This is a genomic window from Streptomyces fradiae ATCC 10745 = DSM 40063, from assembly GCF_008704425.1.
Lineage (GTDB): Bacteria > Actinomycetota > Actinomycetes > Streptomycetales > Streptomycetaceae > Streptomyces > Streptomyces fradiae.
On sequence record NZ_CP023696.1, the window covers coordinates 1812853 to 1827188 of the forward strand.

The 14336-nt window shown below is 75.0% G+C and carries 15 protein-coding genes; 11 read left to right on the plus strand and 4 right to left on the minus strand.

What is annotated here, in order from left to right:
* Positions 1-17 precede the first annotated feature (17 nt).
* The 3 genes from CP974_RS08010 to CP974_RS08020 all read left to right on the plus strand — a co-directional run bounded on the left by CP974_RS08010 (position 18) and on the right by CP974_RS08020 (position 1997).
* Positions 18-425 carry an aggregation-promoting factor C-terminal-like domain-containing protein gene (locus CP974_RS08010; RefSeq protein WP_031130395.1) on the plus strand — a complete coding sequence of 136 codons (408 nt, stop codon included), beginning with the start codon at positions 18-20 and terminating at the stop codon, positions 423-425.
* A gap of 263 nt (positions 426-688) precedes the next feature.
* Positions 689-1393, plus strand: coding sequence for an O-methyltransferase (locus CP974_RS08015; protein ID WP_031130397.1), 705 nt, complete (start codon positions 689-691; stop codon positions 1391-1393).
* Between the two features lie 127 nt (positions 1394-1520).
* Positions 1521-1997, plus strand: coding sequence for a GNAT family N-acetyltransferase (locus CP974_RS08020; protein ID WP_031130399.1), 477 nt, complete (start codon positions 1521-1523; stop codon positions 1995-1997).
* Positions 1998-2162: 165 nt separating this feature from the next.
* On the opposite strand, the gene CP974_RS08025 is transcribed toward CP974_RS08020, so the two are convergent.
* Positions 2163-4211 (minus strand): MDR family MFS transporter, encoded by a 2049-nt coding sequence (locus tag CP974_RS08025; RefSeq protein WP_031130401.1) that lies wholly within the window; start codon positions 4209-4211, stop codon positions 2163-2165.
* Positions 4212-4453: 242 nt separating this feature from the next.
* On the opposite strand from CP974_RS08025, the gene CP974_RS08030 reads away from it, so the two are divergent.
* Both CP974_RS08030 and CP974_RS08035 read left to right on the plus strand, forming a co-directional pair.
* Positions 4454-5668, plus strand: coding sequence for a peptidoglycan-binding domain-containing protein (locus tag CP974_RS08030; RefSeq protein ID WP_140160807.1), 1215 nt, complete (start codon positions 4454-4456; stop codon positions 5666-5668).
* 177 nt (positions 5669-5845) lie between these two features.
* Positions 5846-6529 (plus strand): HAD-IA family hydrolase, encoded by a 684-nt coding sequence (locus tag CP974_RS08035; protein ID WP_031130405.1) that lies wholly within the window; start codon positions 5846-5848, stop codon positions 6527-6529.
* Positions 6530-6723: 194 nt separating this feature from the next.
* On the opposite strand, the gene CP974_RS08040 is transcribed toward CP974_RS08035, so the two are convergent.
* A complete protein-coding gene (locus tag CP974_RS08040) occupies positions 6724-7308 on the minus strand; it encodes a TMEM165/GDT1 family protein (RefSeq protein ID WP_031130407.1) in 585 nt (194 codons plus the stop codon).
* Between the two features lie 620 nt (positions 7309-7928).
* On the opposite strand from CP974_RS08040, the gene CP974_RS08045 reads away from it, so the two are divergent.
* Together CP974_RS08045 and CP974_RS08050 are read left to right on the plus strand one after the other, a co-directional pair.
* The gene (locus CP974_RS08045; protein WP_031130409.1) at positions 7929-8585 is read left to right on the plus strand and encodes an HNH endonuclease family protein; all 657 of its coding nucleotides are present in this window, start codon (positions 7929-7931) and stop codon (positions 8583-8585) included.
* Positions 8586-8966: 381 nt separating this feature from the next.
* A complete protein-coding gene (locus CP974_RS08050; RefSeq protein WP_031130411.1) occupies positions 8967-10253 on the plus strand; it encodes a peptidoglycan DD-metalloendopeptidase family protein in 1287 nt (428 codons plus the stop codon).
* An 87-nt stretch (positions 10254-10340) separates the two neighbouring features.
* Here CP974_RS08050 and CP974_RS08055 read toward each other — a convergent pair whose 3' ends face one another.
* Positions 10341-10778, minus strand: coding sequence for a hypothetical protein (locus tag CP974_RS08055; protein ID WP_051839275.1), 438 nt, complete (start codon positions 10776-10778; stop codon positions 10341-10343).
* On the minus strand, positions 10775-11035 hold the full coding sequence (locus CP974_RS08060) for a hypothetical protein (protein WP_031130415.1): 261 nt from the start codon (positions 11033-11035) through the stop codon (positions 10775-10777). The genes CP974_RS08055 and CP974_RS08060 overlap by 4 nt, the downstream gene beginning before the upstream one ends.
* 106 nt (positions 11036-11141) lie before the next feature.
* On the opposite strand from CP974_RS08060, the gene CP974_RS08065 reads away from it, so the two are divergent.
* The 4 genes from CP974_RS08065 to CP974_RS08080 all read left to right on the plus strand — a co-directional run bounded on the left by CP974_RS08065 (position 11142) and on the right by CP974_RS08080 (position 14206).
* Positions 11142-11948, plus strand: a complete 807-nt coding sequence (locus CP974_RS08065) for a DUF5753 domain-containing protein (protein WP_031130417.1) — start codon at positions 11142-11144, stop codon at positions 11946-11948.
* Complete coding sequence (locus CP974_RS08070) at positions 11945-12154, plus strand: DUF397 domain-containing protein (RefSeq protein WP_085921339.1); 210 nt, start codon at positions 11945-11947, stop codon at positions 12152-12154. Before CP974_RS08065 ends, CP974_RS08070 begins: the two co-directional genes overlap by 4 nt.
* 97 nt (positions 12155-12251) lie before the next feature.
* Positions 12252-12458, plus strand: a complete 207-nt coding sequence (locus tag CP974_RS08075) for a DUF397 domain-containing protein (RefSeq protein ID WP_085921338.1) — start codon at positions 12252-12254, stop codon at positions 12456-12458.
* A gap of 98 nt (positions 12459-12556) precedes the next feature.
* Positions 12557-14206 carry an alkaline phosphatase D family protein gene (locus CP974_RS08080; RefSeq protein WP_031130420.1) on the plus strand — a complete coding sequence of 550 codons (1650 nt, stop codon included), beginning with the start codon at positions 12557-12559 and terminating at the stop codon, positions 14204-14206.
* The last annotated feature ends 130 nt before the right edge of the window (positions 14207-14336 follow it).

Genomic DNA, 14336 nt, shown 5'->3' on the forward strand with positions numbered 1-14336 from the left:
GACGTGAGGTCATCCACGTGTTCCGCTCCATCGCCAGCCGCTCCTCCGCCCTCAGCAAGTCCGCCGCCGCCGCAGCCACCGTGCTGCTGGGCGCCTCGGGCGCCGTGATGGCGGTGACGGCCCCGGCCTCGGCCGCGCCCGCCTCGGCGGAGGCCGTCGCCAAGAAGATGGTCCCGGCCGGCCAGTACCAGTGCTTCAGCAAGATCGTCGAGCGCGAGTCCGGCTGGGACCACACCGCGACGAACGCCTCCTCCGGCGCGTACGGCCTGGTCCAGGCCCTCCCGGCGTCGAAGATGGCGACCGCGGGCTCCGACTGGAAGACCAACCCCGCCACGCAGATCGAGTGGGGCCTGGACTACATGAACGACCGCTACGGCAGCCCCTGCGCCGCGTGGGACTTCTGGCAGAAGAACCACTGGTACTGATCCCGGTAGCGGCCCGGTAGCGGCCCCGCCGCAGGGGTCCGCCGCACCACTCGCCGTACCGGTGCCCTCGTACCCCTCCGCCGTACCGGTGCCCTCGTACCGGCCCGCCCCGCCGCCCACCGCCCGCCCGGCGGCCGCGGGTGCGACACTCCGGCGACCAGCCCCCGGTGCCTACGCCCACCGGGGGCTTCGCCGTGCCCGCGGCGCGGCCGGGCCGACGAACACCCCCGCGCTCGGGGCGGTCGTCGACTACGTTCCTGACCATGACTCAGCACACGCACCGCGCCCAGGCCCCCGAGGACCTCCAGGCCGGCTGGACCGCCGTCGACGCGTACCTCACCGACCAGCTCGCCCCCGGCGACGAGACGCTCGACGCCGCCCTCGCCGCGAGCGACGAGGCGGGCCTGCCGAAGATCGCCGTCGCCCCCAACCAGGGCAAGCTCCTGCACCTGCTGGCCCGCGTCCAGGGCGCCCGCACGATCCTGGAGATCGGCACGCTCGGCGGGTACAGCACCATCTGGCTGGCGCGGGCGCTGCCGCCGGACGGCCGCCTGATCTCCCTGGAGTACGACCCCGCGCACGCCGAGCTGGCCCGGCTCAACCTGGACCGCGCCGGGCTGAACGAGGTGGCGGCGGTCCGCACGGGCGCCGCCCTCGACACCCTGCCGAAGCTGGAGGCCGAGGGGGCGGGCCCCTTCGACCTGGTCTTCATCGACGCCGACAAGAAGAACAACCCGCGCTACGTCGAGTGGGCGCTGCGCCTGACCCGGCCGGGCAGTGTGATCGTCGTCGACAACGTGGTGCGCGGCGGCCGGGTCGTGGACGCGGAGTCGTCCGACGAGGCCATCCTCGGCACGCGCGAGATGTTCGACCTGGTCGCGCGCGACCCCCGGCTGGACGCGACGGCGATCCAGACGGTCGGCTCCAAGGGCTACGACGGCCTGCTGATCGCCCGGGTGGTGTCCTGACGCCATGCCCGCGCACACCGCCGGCGCCGCGAAGACGGCTGCCGCCATACCCGCGCACCCCGCCGGAACCGGCCCCGCGCACCCCGCCGAAGCCGACCCCGCGCGGACCTCCCGCGCCGCCTGGGACATACGCCCCGAGCGGTACGACACCCCCGACGCGACCGCGCTGCGCCGCGCCTACTACGGCGACGTGGCCGGCCGCTACTGGCGCCGCCCGGCCACCCCCGAGGAGATCGACGAGGGGCTGGCCGGGGACGGCGTGGAGGCCCTGGAGCCGCCGACCGGGCGGTTCCTGGTCGGCCGGTACGGCGGGGAGCCCGCGGCCTGCGGCGGGGTGCTGCTGCTGGACGCCGAGCGGGCGGAGCTGACCCGCGTGTTCGTGCGCCACGCGCTGCGCGGCCGGGGCGGCGCGGCGCTGCTGCTGGCCGCGCTGGAGGAGGCGGCCGTCGAGCTGGGCGCCCGGCGCATGGTGCTCAACACCCGGCTCGACCTGGTGGAGGCCCGCGCCCTGTACACGCGCCACGGCTACCGGGAGATCCCGGCGTACTGCGAGGGGCCGTACATGGAGGTCTGGTACGGCAAGGAACTGGTCCCGGCCGGCTGAGCCGGGCGGGGGGCGGCCCTGCCCCTCGGGGCGTCGGGCGGCCCGGGTCCTCGGCGCGGGCGGGCGGCCCGGCACCCCGGGCGGACGCCGCTTGGCACCCGGGGCGGTCGCCGCTTGACCCCCGGGGCGGACGCCGACCGGCGCATCGGGCGCTCGGGCCGCCCGTCACGCCCGGTGGTCCGGGGGTGGCGGCGCGGTCCTGGGGCGCTCGCGGGTCGAGCCGCACAGCTCGGCGGTCAGCTCCTCCACCAGGTGCGTGAGGTCGGTCGGCCGGTCCGGCCCCCACCAGTCGCCCAGCAGCTCGGCCAGGGACTCCTCGCGGGCGTGGGCCAGCCGGGCCGCCGCCTCCACGCCGTCGTCGGTGAGCATGAGCTGAAGGCCCTCGCGGCGGGCCAGACCCCGCTCCTCCACCTGCCGGGTCGCCTCCGTGACCGCCCTGATCGGCACGTTCGCGGCCTCCGCGAGGCGGGCGGGCTCCACGGTGCCGTGCTTGCGGATGCGCAGCACCAGCCAGCTCGACGCGGGCAGCAGGTCGAGCCCCGCGCGGGCGGTGATCGTCGCGTACACCTCCTTGCGGCCCTCGCGGGAGCCGAGCACCGACAGGGCGCGGGCGACCTCCTCGTACGAGGAGCGCTCGACCGGGTTGGAGGCGAGGGTCTCGCTCGGGTCGGGCGCGGTGACGGAGCCGCGCAGCGGGTCCTCGCGCAGCAGCCAGGCGATGGCGAAGGCCAGCAGCACGACGGGTGACGCGTACAGGAAGACGTCCGTGATGGCGGTGGAGTACGCGTCGAGCGCGGCCGGGCGCAGGGCGGGCGGCAGTTGCGCGATGGCGCGCGGGTCGGTGGCGACGGTGTGGGCGTCCACGCCGGGCGGGAGGTCCTGCCCGGACAGGGCGGCGTCCAGCTTCCCGGTGAGGCGGCCGGTGAAGACGGTACCGAAGACGGCCACGCCGAAGGACGCGCCGATGGAGCGGAAGAAGGTGGTGCCGGAGGTGGCGACGCCCAGGTCCTCGTAGCCGACGGCGTTCTGCGCGACCAGCACCAGGACCTGCATGACCAGGCCGAGCCCGGCGCCGAAGACGAAGAAGTACAGGCTCGTCTCCCAGGTGGGGCTGGCCGGCTGGAGCCGGTGCAGGAGCAGCAGCCCGACGGTGGTGAGGGCGGTACCGGCGAGCGGGAAGACCTTCCAGCGGCCGGTGCGGCTGACGATCTGCCCGGACGCCGTGGAGGTGATCAGCATGCCGAGCACCATCGGCAGCAGGTGCACCCCGGACATGGTGGGGCTGACGCCCTGGACGACCTGGAGGAAGGTCGGCAGGTAGGTCATGGCGCCGAACATCGCGAAGCCGATGACGAAGCTGATGGCGGAGACGAGGACGAAGGTGCGGTAGCGGAACAGCCGCGGCGGCAGCACCGGTTCGGCGGCCCGCCGCTCGACGCGGACGAACAGCGCGAGGAGCACGGCGCCGAGGACGGCCAGGCCGATGATCCGCGCGTCGCCCCACGCCCAGGTGGTGCCGCCGAGCGAGGTGACGAGGACGAGGCAGGTCGCGACGGACGCGATGAGGAAGGTGCCGAGGTAGTCGATGCGGTGCGGGGTGCGGTGGACCGGGATGTGCAGCGCGGCGGCGATGACGAAGAGGGCGACGACGCCGACGGGCACGTTGACGTAGAACACCCAGCGCCATGTCAGGTGTTCGGTGAAGACCCCGCCGAGGAGCGGCCCGAGGACGCTGGTCGCCCCGAACACGGCGCCGAAGACGCCCTGGTAGCGGCCCCGGTCGCGGGGCGGGACCAGGTCGCCGACGATCGCCATGGAGAGCACCATCAGCCCGCCGCCGCCCAGCCCCTGGACGGCGCGGTACGCGATGAGCTGCGGCATGTCCTGCGCGGCGCCGCACAGCACGGACCCGGCGAGGAAGATGACGATCGCCGTCTGGAACAGCTTCTTGCGCCCGTACTGGTCGCCGAGCTTGCCCCACAGGGGGGTGGCGGCGGTGGCGGCCAGCATGTAGGCGGTGACGACCCATGACAGGTGGTCCATGCCGCCGAGTTCGCTGACGATCGTCGGCAGGGCGGTCGACACGATGGTCTGGTCGAGCGCGGCGAGCAGCATGCCCAGCAGCAGCGCCCCGATGGGCACCAGGACGGCGCGCCGGTCGAACCCCTCGCCGGGTGCGGGGCCGGTGGCCGGGGTGGTGACTGGCCGCGTCATGGGCGCCTCCCTCACTGCTTTTCCGTCCATCGTGGGCGTTCCGGACGGATATGGCCTGCCGGGACGGTGCTCGGTGTTGGGCTCGTCACGTCGTGGCTGCATAATCACTGCCAGTTCATGGGGGCGGAATCCAGCCAGTACCCCTAGGGGAGGGAATCACAGTGGCCGCATCGGTGTGCCCTGAGTGCGGCACGCCCGCCGAGCCGCGGGGCGCGGGATGCGCCTGCGGCACGCGGGACGCCGTGCCCGGACCTGGCGCGTTCGACCCCCTGCGGATACGCCCGTACGTGAACCTCCAGCCGCCGCCGGCCACCGGGACCCCGCCTCCGCCCCCGCCGGACCCGGCTGCCGGCGGGTACGGCGCGCAGGCGTACGGCGCGGGGGGCGGGACCGGCGCGGAGGCGTACGGCACGGCACCGGGCGGGACGGCTCCGCACGGGCCGGGCCGGGGCGGCCCGGCCTCCGGCGGGGTGCCGCTGCCCCCGCAGGCCCCCCTGCCGCACGGCTGCCTCCGCCCGGCGCCGGACGTGGAGACCACGGCCCCGCTGCACCTCGGGGCGGTCGCGGCGGCCGGCTCCGGGCAGCCGGGGGCGTATCCGGGCCCGGCGCACCCGGACCCGGCGGGCTTCCCGGGCACCACCGGAGGTACCGGCTTCCCGGGCCCCACCGGAGGTACCGGCTCCCCGAGTCCCGCCGGCGCCACCCGCTTCGCGGACACGGAGGCGTACGGCACGGACATCACACCCGGCACCCCTCTCACGACGGGCGCGCCCGTCGTGCCCGGCCCGCGCCGTTCGCGGCGGCGGGAGGACGTACGGCGGCGGGGCGGGCGCGGGCGCCCGGGCGCGGTCGTCGCGGCGGTGGCGGCGGTCGTCGCGGTGGCCGGCACGGTGGCGTTCGTGGGCGGCCTGTTCGACGGGGACGGCACCTCCGACCGGGTGGCGCCGAACCCGAGCGCCCCGCCGTGGCCGTCGCCGGACGGCGTGACGAGCCCGTCGCCGGACCCCTCCGCCAGCGTCCCGCCCCGCACCTCCGAGGGCCCCACCGCCGCGCCCACCTCGCCGGACGGCTCCGCCTCCCGGCCGTCCGCGGCGCCCTCGCCGTACGCGACACGGACGGTGAGGCCCTCGACGGCGCCGGCGCCCCGGACGGAGGAGAGCGCCCCGGCACGGCCGGGCCCCCGCCCCGAGGACTCGCGCCCCGGAGCGGGCGCCGACACGGACGACGGCACGGACGGCGCCACCCTGAGCCGGGGGGACCGGGGCGAGGAGGTGCTGGGGCTCCAGCAGCGGCTGCGCTCGATCGGCTTCTACGACAACGCGATGAACGGCCGCTACGACAAGAACGTCGAGCGCGCCGTCGCCGCCTACCAGCAGCGGCGCGGGATCGGGGGCGACTCCCCCGGCGTGTACGGCCCGGAGACCCGCAGGGCGCTGGAGGGCGAGACGGGCGGCTGAGCGCCCGGCCCGGCGGCGGCAGCCCCCGTGGGCCCGGCGGTTCCCGGACGGCTCCGGGGGCGGATTGGCGCTGCACGCCCCCTGTTTTGTATCGTGCAAGAACAAAGTGGTCCCGCCCGTACTCCCTGACCGGCGGGCGGGTCCACTGCGTACGACTTCCCAGCCCCTGGAGTGCCCATGCCGGCCACCGCTTCCGCCCCGAACGACCCGAACGTCCTGACCGCCCACGCGCTGCTGCTCGACATGGACGGGACGCTCGTGAACTCGGACGCGGTGGTGGAGCGCGTCTGGCGGCGGTGGGCGCTGCGCCACGGGCTGGACCCGGACGCGGCCCTGAAGGTGGTGCACGGCCGCCAGGGGTACGCCACGATGGCGCTCCTGCTGCCCGACCGCCCGATGGAGCAGAACCACGCGGAGAACCGCGAACTGCTGGCCGAGGAGACCGCCGACCTCGACGGCGTGGTCCCCGTGCCGGGTGCGCCCGCGTTCCTGGCGGCCGTCGCCGCGCTGCCGCACGCCCTGGTGACCTCGGCCGACGCCGCGCTGGCGGCGGCCCGGATGGGCGCCGCGGGGCTGCCGATGCCGGAGCTGCGGGTGACCGCCGAGTGCGTGAGCGCCAGCAAGCCGGACCCGGAGGGCTTCCTGAAGGGCGCGGCGGAGCTGGGCTTCGCCCCGGCCGACTGCGTGGTGTTCGAGGACTCCGAGGCGGGGGTCGCGGCCGGGCGGGCCGCGGGGATGCGCGTCGTGGGCGTGGGGCCCCGCGCCGCGGCCTACGCCCCCGACCTGCACGTACCGGACCTGACGCGGCTGCGCGTCGAGGTGACCGCGGACGGCGTGATCCGGCTCGGCGCCACGGCCTGACCCGGCAGGCCCCGCCCCGCCGCCCCACACCACGAGGGCCCCGCCACCCGGCGGGGCCCTCGCGCGTCCGGACCACCCGGCCACCGGCCGGCCGGACAACCCGACCAGACAGCCCGCCACCGGCCGGCCGCTCAGCCGCCAGCCGGTCAGCCGGTCAGCCGCTCAGTCGCTCAGCCGCTCAGCCGCTCAGCCGCTCAGCCGCTCACGGCCTCGTACAGGCTGAAGCCCGCCAGGGCGAGCATCAGGGCCGCCGCGACCTTGGTGATGAGCCGCAGCGGCACGTACTTCATCAGCGTCCGCCCGCCGAGGATGCCGATCCCGGCGACGGCCCACAGGGCGAGGACGGCGCCGAGTCCGACGGAGAGCGGGTCGTCGTAGCGGGCGGCCAGGTTCGCGGTCATGATCTGCGTCAGGTCGCCGAACTCCGCGACGAGGATCAGCATGAAGCCCGCCCCGGAGACCTTCCAGAACGACTGGTCGGCCGGGGCCTTGATCTTCTCGTCCTCGTCGTCGTCCTTCTTCAGCAGCAGCATCGCCGCGCCCGCGAGGAACAGCACGCCGACGAACGCCTGCACCAGCCGCTGCGGCAGCAGGGTGAGGACGCTGCCCGCGGCGACGGCGAGGGCGACGTGGACGACGAAGGCGGCGGCGACGCCCGCGAAGACGTACGAGGCGCGGTAGCGGGTGCCCAGCATGAGGCCGGCGAGGGCGGTCTTGTCGGGCAGTTCGGCGAGGAAGACGACACCGAAGGTGATCGCCATGATCGTGAGGCTGAGCACGGACTGGGTTCCTCAATCGGTCGGGCTCCGCCCTGCCGAGAGACCTTCGCCCGCGTCCGCGTTCCGGGGTCGCTTCGGCACGGCAGGGCCATGGATACGTGGATACGCAGAAACATGGACTGCTGGTGCCGAAGGTCTCGCTGGCGGGCCTCCGCGAGGCCGCCTCCGGGCGCCGGCCGGGCACGAGGCCCAGCAGTATGTCGACGGTCCGGCGAAGAGCTACTCCCCTTCTGCTCCGTCCAGGGTACGCGATCCCCGCCGGCGCCCTCCTCCCGGTACGAGACCGCCCCCTCCCGGCACGATGCCGCCCCCTCCCGCCCCGGGGCCCGCCCCCACTCCCGGGGCCACCCCCTCCCGCTCCAGGGCCGCGAGCCCCCCGTGCGACGCCTCCCCCACGGCCGCCCCGGCGCACGCGCGCCGGCCGCCGCGACGCGTCAGGGCATGGTGCGGCGGTCCCGCGCCCCTCTTGTCAAGAACTTGACACACCCCTTGATGTGACGTGTTCATGTCGTCAGGCTGTTACCTGGCGCCCGCCCGCACGACACCCGGCGCCACCACGATGACCGGGGCCGCCCGGAGCGGCGCACCGGCCACCACCCGTATCTCGCAAGGGAGCTCGCATGTCCCGTGTCTACGCGCGTCGACTGGCGCGCCGCGTCACCGTGCTCGCCTCGACCGCCGCCCTCGCCCTCACCGGCCTGCTGGTCACGGCGCCCGCCGCCCAGGCGGCCCCGCCCACCCCGGTCAGCGCCGCCACCGCGCGCTCCTACCTGGGCCAGCTCACCGTCCGGGCGGAAGGTTCCTCCAGCGGCTACAGCCGGGACATGTTCCCGCACTGGATCACCCAGTCCGGCACCTGCAACACCCGCGAGGTCGTCCTGAAGCGCGACGGCGTGAACGTCGTCCAGGACGCAAACTGCGCCGCCACCAGCGGCAGCTGGTACTCCCCGTACGACGGCGCCACCTGGTACGCGGCCTCCGACGTCGACATCGACCACGTCGTCCCGCTCGCCGAGGCGTGGCGCTCCGGGGCCTCCTCCTGGACGACGACGCAGCGCCGCTCCTTCGCCAACGACCTGACCCGCCCGCAGCTGATCGCCGTGACGGACAACGTCAACCAGGCCAAGGGCGACAAGGACCCGGGCGACTGGATGCCCCCGCGCACGGCCTACCACTGCACGTACGCGCGCATGTGGGTGCACGTGAAGTACGAGTGGAACCTCGCGGTGGACTCCGCCGAGAAGAGCGCCCTCCAGTCGGTGCTGAACGGCTGCTGACGAAACGTCCCTCCGCGAGGGTGGGCACCCCGGCCGGGCGCCCGCCCCGCCGATCGCGGAGGGCCGCGGGACACATGCGACCCACCGGGACGGGGGCACCCCCTGCCGGGACCGGACCCGCCGAAAGCGCGGCGCCCCGGCGAGACCAGGGCGCCTCGCCGGGCGCCGGGGCACCGGCTCCGGCACCGGGGCGCCCGGCCGCCGGGAGTGCCCGGCCACCGGGGTGCCCGGACGCCTCCACGCCGCCCCGCCCGTCCCGGAGGGCACACAGGAGTGCCCCCGCCCCCTGTCCCGCACGCGTCATCGCGCGTAGATTGTTGTCACGGACATGCCACACTCGCGCCACCCCACCTCCCCCTCTCCCGGTGAAACGGAGTCCACATGTTCAGACGGTTCGCAGCCGTCGCGCGCACGTCCACCCTCGCCGCCGCCCTGGCCCTCGGCGTGACAGCCCTCCCGGCGAGCGCCGCCACCGCCGCCGCCCCCGCTCAACCGGCCTCCCCCGCGCGGCCCGCGGCCGACCACGGCCCCGCGCCCGCCGTCACGGAGCACCTGCGCGGCAAGGCGCGCACGGCCATGAGGGCCGGCACCGCCACCGAGCCCCGCGTCGGCGTCAAGCGCCGGGCGGGCGACTGGGCCTTCGGCACCGCCGTCCTCGCCACGGCACCCGGCTCCCCCGAACTGCCGCAGGGCTGGCTGTTCGTCGCGCACCGCGACAACGGCGCGTGGAAGGTCGCCCTGGAGGGAGAACCGGGCTTCACCGGCCTGGCCGCCGAGGCCGAACCGGTCCTCAAGGCCGCCGAGCGCCGCGCCCTCGCCGCCACCGGCTCCACCGGCCCCGGCGCCCCCGACCCCGACCCCGGCACCACCGGCACCACCGGCACCACCGAGGGCGGCATGACCCCCCAGCTCGCCGGCGGCGACTACCGCACCGGCATGGCGCTGCCCTTCACGGTCGGCCAGACCTGGTACATGACCAGCGGCCCGCACGGCTGGTCCGGGTCCGGGACGCCCTGGAGCTCCCTGGACTTCGCGGGCGGCGACCAGGTCGTGCGCGCGGCGCGCGGCGGCACCGCGTACACCATGTGCAAGGGCTGGGTCCGGGTCGTCCACGACCGCGGCTACGCCACGGACTACTACCACCTGGTGAGCAACATCAACGTGGACGGCGCCGCCGTCGCCGCGGGCGCGTACCTCGGCTACACGGGCAACGACGTGACCTGCGGCGGCTCCTCCACCGGCCGCCACGTCCACTTCGCCCTGCGGCAGAACGGCGCCTACGTCGGCATCGCGGGGCACGACTTCGGCCGCTGGCGCCCGGAGAACGGCGGCTCCGCCTACGCCGGGTCCGCGCTGCACGGCAGCCGCCGCGTCGCCGCGGGCGGCCAGCTCTACAACTACGGCGCCCTCGGCTTCAACCAGGGCATCATCGACACGAACGGCAGCGGCACGACGCTGAACAAGCGCAGCGGTCCGGGTACGGGCTACGCCGTCGTGGGGTCGGTCGCCGACGGCGTCGGGGTCACGGTCTCCTGCTCCAAGAACGGCACCACCCACACCGGCCGGTTCGGCAGCACCGCCCTGTGGAACCGGCTCTCCGACGGCACGTGGGTGAGCGACGCCTACATGTGGACCGGCGTGAACGGCCCCGTGAGCGGCTACTGCTGACGCGGGCGGCACCGGGCGGGCGGGGCCGGGCGGGCGGTGGGCCACGGGGGTGCCGGGCGCACGCCCCACCCCCGCCCGCCTCGGTGCTCACCGGGGGCCCCGCCGCCCGGTGCGCCCCTCGCGCCCCGGGTGCGCCGCAGGCTCCCGGCGCAGTTCGGGGAACCGCCGTTCCAGGTCCAGTCGTACGGCCTCCATGGTCGGGTCCGTGACATGCCACGAGTGGGCGCCGGGGTGACCCCGGAACAGCATGCAGGCGTCGCCGTCCGCTCCCCCGGCGACCCCGCACCAGGGCAGTCGGACGAGCCACCCGCCGAGCCCGCCCCAGCGGAACCAGACCGCCCCGCCAGACGCGTCGTCGTCCCGGCAGAACTGCGCGTGCTCGCCCCCGTGCTCCTCCCCGAGTTCGCACATCGGGTAGCCGACCTCGCCCCACCGGGACAGGACCGCGCTGAGAGCGGTGCACTGCCGTACGGGCGGCCCCGCACGGCGGGAGGAGAAGCGGGCGAAGGGCAGGAAGCGCCTCACAGGACCTCACCCCTGCTGCGGGCGTTCCACCGTTCGATCTCCGCGTGCAGCCTCTCCTTGCGGGTCGCCCGGCGCACCGCCGCCGGCTCGGCCTCCCACCCCGCCCCGCCCCGGACGGGGCGCAGCGACCAGTACGGCCCGGCCACCCCCCGGAACTCCCCGAGCCGGTCGTCCCGGCTGGTGTCCACCATGAGTGTGCCGGGGACCGGAACGGCCGCCGGACCTCGCGGGTTCGGTTGTACGGTTTCTCCGGGCACCGAGGACTCCTCTCCGTAGTCGCTTCGCTACGCGCTGCCTCAGCGTGGCGCGGTGCCGCACCCGCTTCAACGTGTCGGGAAAGGACGGAAGGTCGGTGGTGGGTCGTTGAACATCAAGGAGTTGGACCCGGACAGCTCCCCACAAGCGGCGTTCGGGGCCCGTCTGCGCAGGCTGCGCGGTGAGCGCGGCTGGACGCAGGACGAGTTGGGCGACCGGATGGGGTACTCCAGCACTGGTCGCAAGATGCCGACCTTGCGCCTCGCGCGCCGCGCGGACGCGGCGTTGAGCACGGGCGACACCTTCGAGCGCGAGTGGCGCGAGATGCGGCACGGCTCGCTGCTGGAGGGGTTCCCGGAGTTCCTTGAGCATGAGAGCCGCGCAGCGGAGATCCGGTTGTACGAGGTCGGTGTCATGCCGGGCCTGTTGCAGACCCCTGACTACGCCGCCGTACTGGCGGATAGCGCCGTGCGGCGCGGCTCGATCACCCCCGAGCAAGCGGAGGAGCGTGTCGCACTCGTCGCGGAGCGGCAGGCTTCGCTCAATCGGACACCACCGCCCATGGTCTTCGTAGTGCTGGACGAAAGCTGCCTCCGTCGGCCGGTCGGGGAACCGGCAGTCATGAAAGAGCAGGTACAGCGGCTGATCGAGTTCGCCGAACAGCCGAACACCGTCCTTCAAGTGGCCCCGTTCGACATGGGAACACGACGCCCGTTCGATCTGCCGATAACGCTGCTGACCCTGCCGGACCGCTCGCTCGTGTCGTACGCGGAGTCTGCTCAGCGAGGCCACCTAGAACGCGAAAGCACCTCTGTCGTACCGCTGTTGACGGCCTACCATCAACTGCAGGCCGAGGCGCCGTCGCAGGCGTCCTCCGTAGCCATGATCAAGACGTTACGAAAGGGCACCCCGTGACGACCGAGTCCCCCCACTGGTTCAAGTCCTCCTACAGCAACAACGGTGGCCAGTGCATCGAGATCCGCAGCGACCTCGCCGCCTCCCACGGCCTCGTCCCCGTCCGCGACTCCAAGAACCCCACCGGCCCCGCCCTCACCGTCCCCACCCACGCCTTCGCCGCCTTCGTTGCAGGCGTCAAGGACGGCCGGATCGGAACGTTCTGACCCCAGCGGCCCTTGCCGAGTCCCGTGGCACCACGGCGGCAAGGGCTTCGGCGGCACGTCGAGCAGTCCCGATCGAACGGATGCGAAAGGGCACCCAGTGACGACCACGACCGATTCGCCCCACTGGTTCAAGTCCTCCTACAGCGACAACGGTGGCGCCTGCATCGAGATCCGCAGCGACCTCGCCGCCTCCCACGGCCTCGTCCCCGTCCGCGACTCCAAGAACCCCACCGGCCCCGCCCTCACCGTCCCCACCCACGCCTTCGCCGCCTTCGTGGCGGGCGTCAAGGGCGGCACCGTCTGACCAAGACCCGCGCCCGGTGGTCAAGTTGGGCCGCCCTCCGTCACGCCGGACCGTCCGGTTCCCGTACCGTACGGCTGGGGTGACGGAGGGGGTCGGGCATGGGCACCGGACTGCGGCTGGGACCGCTGCTGAGATACGTGGAGTGGCCGGACGCGACCGGGGTCGCGTACCGCCCCGCCGCGACCGTGTGGGTCGAGGCCGACGGGCCCGGCACCGCCGAGGTGCGGTGCGCCGACGGCGCGGGCGGGAGCGCCCGTACGTTCCAGGTGGCCGGGCACCACTACGCGCTGGTCCCGGTCACGGGCCTGACACCGGGCACCACTACGGCGTACGAGGTGCTGCTCGACGGGCAGCGGGTCTGGCCGCTGCCCGACTCACCGTTCCCGCCGAGCACGGTGACCGTGCCGGAGGGGCCGGGGGCGCCCCTGCGGGTCACGTTCGGCTCGTGCCGCTGGGCCGCCACGGGCGCCGTGGGCCGCCACCCCGCCGGGGCCGACGCCCTCGGGGCGCTCGCCGCCAAGCTGGCCGCCGACCCGGCCGCCGAGCGCCCCGACGTCCTGCTCCTGCTGGGCGACCAGGTGTACGCCGACAAGCCGTCCGAGGCGACCAGGGAGTGGATGGCCGGGCGGCGGGACCTGGCCGAGCCGCCGGGCGAGCAGGTGGCGGACTACGAGGAGTACACCCGGATCTACCAGGAGTCCTGGCTCGACCCGCAGGTCCGCTGGCTGCTCTCCACCGTGCCCAGCATGATGATCTTCGACGACCACGACGTGATCGACGACTGGAACACCAGCGCCGCCTGGCTGGCCGGGATGCGCGCCATGCCCTGGTGGCGCGAGCGGCTGCTGAGCGGCCTGATGGCGTACTGGGTCCACCAGCACCTGGGCAACCTGTCGCCGTCCGAGCTGGCCGTCGACCCGCTGTACGCGCGGGTGCGGGCGGTGCCCGACGGCACGGCGGCGCTCCGCCGGTTCGCCGCCGAGGCGGACGCCGACCCGGCGCGCGTGCGGTGGAGCTACCGGCGGGACCTCGGCCGCACCCGCCTGGTGATGGTGGACACCCGCGCGGCCCGCGTCCTGGACGAGCAGAAGCGGGCCATGCTCGGCGAGGAGGACGCCCGCTGGGTGGGCGAGCAGATGCTGGAGGGCCGCGAGGGCCGGGACCACCTGCTGGTCGGCAGCTCCCTGCCGTGGCTGCTGCCGCCGCTGGTGCACGACGCCGAGCGGTGGAGCGCCGCGCTCTGCCGGGGCGAGCGGGGCGAGCGCTGGGCGCGGACCGGGGAGTCGCTGCGCCGCCTGTCGGACCTGGAGCACTGGGCGGCGTTCCCGGAGTCGTTCGCGTGGCTGACGGGGCTGCTGACCGAGGCGGGGCGGGGGCCGGACGGCCCGGCGACGGTGTCGGTCCTGTCGGGGGACGTGCACCACGCGTACGTGGCGGAGGCGGACCTGCCCGGTACGCGGGCCCACGTGCTCCAGATGACGTGCTCGCCGATCCACCAGCGCATCCCGTACGCCCTGCGGCTCGGCTTCCGCTTCGGCTGGAGCCGCGCGGGGCGGTGGCTCGGGCGGGCGCTGGCGCGGCACGGCCGGGCGGGTGGCTCCGGACCCGGATGGAGCAGGGCCGGCGGGCCGTGGTTCGGCAACCAGCTGATGACGCTGACGCTCCAGGGCCGTTCGGCGGGGCTGCGGGTGGAGCTGGCCCGCCGGGACGGGCGGCTCGTGACGACCCACGAGCGCGCCTGGGGTTGATTTCCGGCCATTGAAGGGCCGCTGAGGGCCCACCGGGAGGCCCGGCCCACCCGGCCCCGTACTCCGGGGGGCCGGCCCGTGCGCCGCCACGGCCGGGGCGGCGCACCGACGGCGGGCCGCCCTCCCGGCA

Bases quoted from the DNA above. Each gene is read 5' to 3' on its own strand.
- CP974_RS08015 (WP_031130397.1), top strand. From the start codon at position 689: ATGACTCAGCACACGCACCGCGCCCAGGCCCCCGAGGACCTCCAGGCC.
- CP974_RS08025 (WP_031130401.1), bottom strand. From the start codon at position 4,211: ATGACGCGGCCAGTCACCACCCCGGCCACCGGCCCCGCACCCGGCGAG.
- CP974_RS08035 (WP_031130405.1), top strand. From the start codon at position 5,846: ATGCCGGCCACCGCTTCCGCCCCGAACGACCCGAACGTCCTGACCGCC.
- CP974_RS08045 (WP_031130409.1), top strand. From the start codon at position 7,929: ATGTCCCGTGTCTACGCGCGTCGACTGGCGCGCCGCGTCACCGTGCTC.
- CP974_RS08050 (WP_031130411.1), top strand. From the start codon at position 8,967: ATGTTCAGACGGTTCGCAGCCGTCGCGCGCACGTCCACCCTCGCCGCC.
- CP974_RS08080 (WP_031130420.1), top strand. From the start codon at position 12,557: ATGGGCACCGGACTGCGGCTGGGACCGCTGCTGAGATACGTGGAGTGG.